Origin of the sequence: Nonomuraea terrae (genome assembly GCF_004348995.1) — a bacterium.
GTDB lineage: Bacteria > Actinomycetota > Actinomycetes > Streptosporangiales > Streptosporangiaceae > Nonomuraea > Nonomuraea terrae.
The window spans coordinates 1-3,155 of record NZ_SMKQ01000392.1 but is presented as its reverse complement, the minus strand read 5'-3'; the positions used below and the strand labels follow the sequence as shown (position 1 = coordinate 3,155).

Below are 3,155 nucleotides of genomic sequence, written 5' to 3'. Positions count from 1 at the left end.
ATCTACACTTATGCGATCGTCGGCAGCGTCAGTTGTGTATAAGAGACAGGGCCTGGCGACCGGCGCGGAGCATACGTTGCAGACCTACCGGCTCGGCAGCACCACGCCCGAGGCGGTGATCACGGCCATCCAGACGCTCGTCCAGGCAGGGCGGCTCGACCGCGCCGGCCACTGGTGCGAGGCGCTGCTCCCCGAGGCGGGGCCCACCTGGCGTGCCGTCCTGCTGGACGCCAAGGCGGGCATCGCGCTGGCCCGCGGTGACCTCCCGGCCGCCGCCCGGCACGCCCGCGCGGCGTTGGCGGCGCTGCCCGGCGACGGCTGGGGCGTGGCCGTCGGCTCGCCGCTGGCCAAGCTCGTCCTGGCCGCCACCGGGATGGGAGAGCCGGCCGAGGCCGCCTCGGTGCTGCGCCGCGTGCTGCCCGACGCCGTCCGGAGCACCGCGTACTGGCTGGAGGTGCTGCACGCGCGCGGCCGGCACCACGCCGCGGCCGACCGGCCGCACGCCGCGCTCGACGACTTCGCGGCCGCGGGGCGGCTGGCCATCGCCTGGGGACTCGACCACCCCGAGGTGGTGCCCTGGCGGGTCGAGCTGGCTCAGGTCCACGCGCGGACGGGCGGCCTGGACGCGGCGTGCGAGCTTGCCCGCGAGCAGCTGGAGCTGCCCGGCGGCGATCAGCCGCGCGTCCGAGGCGCCTGCCTGCGCGTGCTCGCCGCGGCCGCCCCGATCCGGGAGCGGCTGAGCTTACTGCGCGAGGCGGCCGAGCTGTTCCAGGCGTGCGGCGACCGGTACGAGCTGGCGCTGACCTACGGCGAGCTGGCGCGCGCCGGGGAGGCGGCCGGGCAGGGCGAGCGGGCGGGCATGCTGGCGCGGCACGCGATCAGCCTGGCCGGCGAGTGCGGCGCGGTCCCGCTGCGGGACCGGCTGACGCGGCGGCCGCCCGAACGGCCGGCGTCCCTGGAGGCGCTCAGCCCGGCCGAGCGGAAAGTGGCGGTGCTCGCCACCCGTGGTCTGACGAATCGGGAGATCGGCCGCAACCTGCACATCACCGAGAGCACGGTCGAGCAGCACCTGACCCGCATCTACGGCAAGCTCCGCATCAACCGGCGGACCGACCTGCCGGCGAAGGTGCCGGTGAGCCTGACCGACCCCGTCTGATGCCCGGCCCGAGCCCTGACCGAGCCCTGACCGAGCCCTGACCGAGGCCCTCCCGAGGCCCGTTCGAGGCCCGGCCTCAGGCCCCGCCCCACGTAGTGAGGAGACGACATGAGCACCGGCTACCAGCCCAGCCGCCAGTGGGATCGCATCAGCAGGGAGTGGCTCGAGGAGGCGGAGATCGACCTGGCCACCTTCAAGAGCGGCCGGCCCAACCACAAGATCTCCCTGTGGAACCCGGAGACGAACGGCGTCCGGTTTCTCAAGACGCTCGCCTACAACCTGTGCACGACGCTGACTCCGCGGGACTGGGAGAGGCTGGGGGCCACCCGCAACCGCGACTACGGCGATCCCATCCAGGTGCGTTACGAAGGGCGGCACGTCTGCATGGACTACCTGCAGGCCACGCTGGAGGCGGGGTTCCTGGAGGACCGGGTGGACCTGCGGGGCGGCAGGGTGATGGAGATCGGCGCCGGGTACGGGCGGACCTGTCACATGCTGCTGTCGAATTACGACATCGCCTCGTACCACATCGTGGACCTGAGGAGCACGCTGCGGCTCAGCCGGGAGTACCTGCGCACCGTCCTGGACCGCGAACGGTACGACAAGATCACCTTTGTCGAGATCGGCGACGTGGACGCCGTGGCCGGGCCACTGCGGATCGACCTGTGCCTCAACATCGACTCCTTCGCCGAGATGAACCCGGAGACCGTGCGCGGCTACCTGTCCCTCATCGACCGCGGAAGCGCCTGGTTCTACGTCAAGAACCCGGTCGGCAAGTACCTGGACTCGAGCCTGGACGGGCACGCGGAGGGCGCCGAGGCCGTCCGGCACGCCATGGAGACCGGGTTGATGCAGCAGGTGCTGGACGTGCACGACAGCGAGGCGGTGCGGGCCGCGGCGCCCGCGTTCGTCGCCGCGTACCGGCCGGGGGCCGGCTGGCGGGACGTCGCGAACGCCTGGGCCCCACCGTGGAGCTTCTACTGGCAGGCCCTGTACCGCAACGACGGACTCACTCCGCGCGGCGGACGGCCGTGATGAGGACGTAGGTCATCTCGTCGGAGTCGGAGAGCTCCTCCAGCTCCGCGTCGTCGGGGACGTCCTGCCCCTCGGCCTTGAAGTCGGCGGCCGTGGCCTTCAGGACGTCCGCGACATGGTCATACGTCTTGCGGGTGTTCTCCCCGATGTCGACGACCTCCAGCACGTCGAAGCCCGCCGCCTGGATGAGCTCGCGGTATTGGTCGGCCGTCGGCAGCCCGGCCACCATCAACATCTGAGCGGACGCCTCGGTCTCCTTACCGGCCTGGCCGTCCTCGCCGAGCACGCCGGTGAGGTCGGCGAAGACCAGGCGCCCGCCTGGCCGCACGATCCGCCCCATCTCGCCGAGCGCGGTGATCTTGTCGGCGATGTGCCCCAGCGATTCGATGGCGAAGACGCCGTCGAAGGAGCCGTCGCCGAACGGCAGCCGCAGCGCGTCGGCGAGCTCGAAGCGAAGCAGGTCCGGAGCATCCTTCACGCGCTCCAGCGCCTGCCGGAGCTGGTGCTCGCTGATCGTGATCCCGGTGACGTGGACGCCGTTCCTGGTCGCGATCCGGTGGGCCGGCTTGCCGTTGCCGCATCCGACGTCCAGGACGTGCTGCCCCTGGGAGAGCGCCAGTCGCTCGCCCACCATGTCGGTCAGGCGGTCGGTGGCCACCTCGATGGAGCTGTCGTCGCTCTCGTCGTGCCAATAGCCCACATGCACATTGCCGCCCATCGCCGCGGCGAACATGTCCGAGACCCGGTCGTAGTAGGCGCCCACATCGGCGGAGGTCGGCTCAGCGGTCATCGTCATTTCCTCCCATTGCACATTCACGTGTAAAAGCATCTCGACGTGAATGAAATCGAATAACAGAAAATCGCTGCAGATATACACCTCCAGCCTCATCAAGGTAACCGCTCACCGGCATCTCGGACATGGCCGGACGGGTGATTTAGGGGGGTGTTAGGGGGCGATTAGGGG

At 70.6% G+C, this 3,155-nt stretch carries 3 protein-coding genes; 2 read left to right on the top strand and 1 reads right to left on the bottom strand.

Annotated elements, in window-relative coordinates:
- Nucleotides 1–76: 76 nt before the first annotated feature.
- A complete protein-coding gene (locus tag E1286_RS46695) occupies nucleotides 77–1,156 on the top strand; it encodes a LuxR family transcriptional regulator (RefSeq protein ID WP_165970249.1) in 1,080 nt (359 codons plus the stop codon).
- A gap of 108 nt (nucleotides 1,157–1,264) precedes the next feature.
- Nucleotides 1,265–2,191, top strand: a complete 927-nt coding sequence (locus E1286_RS46690; protein ID WP_132623778.1) for a putative sugar O-methyltransferase — start codon at nucleotides 1,265–1,267, stop codon at nucleotides 2,189–2,191.
- On the opposite strand, the gene E1286_RS46685 is transcribed toward E1286_RS46690, so the two are convergent.
- Nucleotides 2,166–2,981, bottom strand: a complete 816-nt coding sequence (locus E1286_RS46685; protein WP_165970248.1) for an SAM-dependent methyltransferase — start codon at nucleotides 2,979–2,981, stop codon at nucleotides 2,166–2,168. The genes E1286_RS46690 and E1286_RS46685 overlap by 26 nt on opposite strands.
- Nucleotides 2,982–3,155: the final 174 nt, after the last annotated feature.

Bases quoted from the DNA above. Each gene is read 5' to 3' on its own strand.
- E1286_RS46690 (WP_132623778.1), top strand. From the start codon at position 1,265: ATGAGCACCGGCTACCAGCCCAGCCGCCAGTGGGATCGCATCAGCAGG.
- E1286_RS46685 (WP_165970248.1), bottom strand. From the start codon at position 2,981: ATGACCGCTGAGCCGACCTCCGCCGATGTGGGCGCCTACTACGACCGG.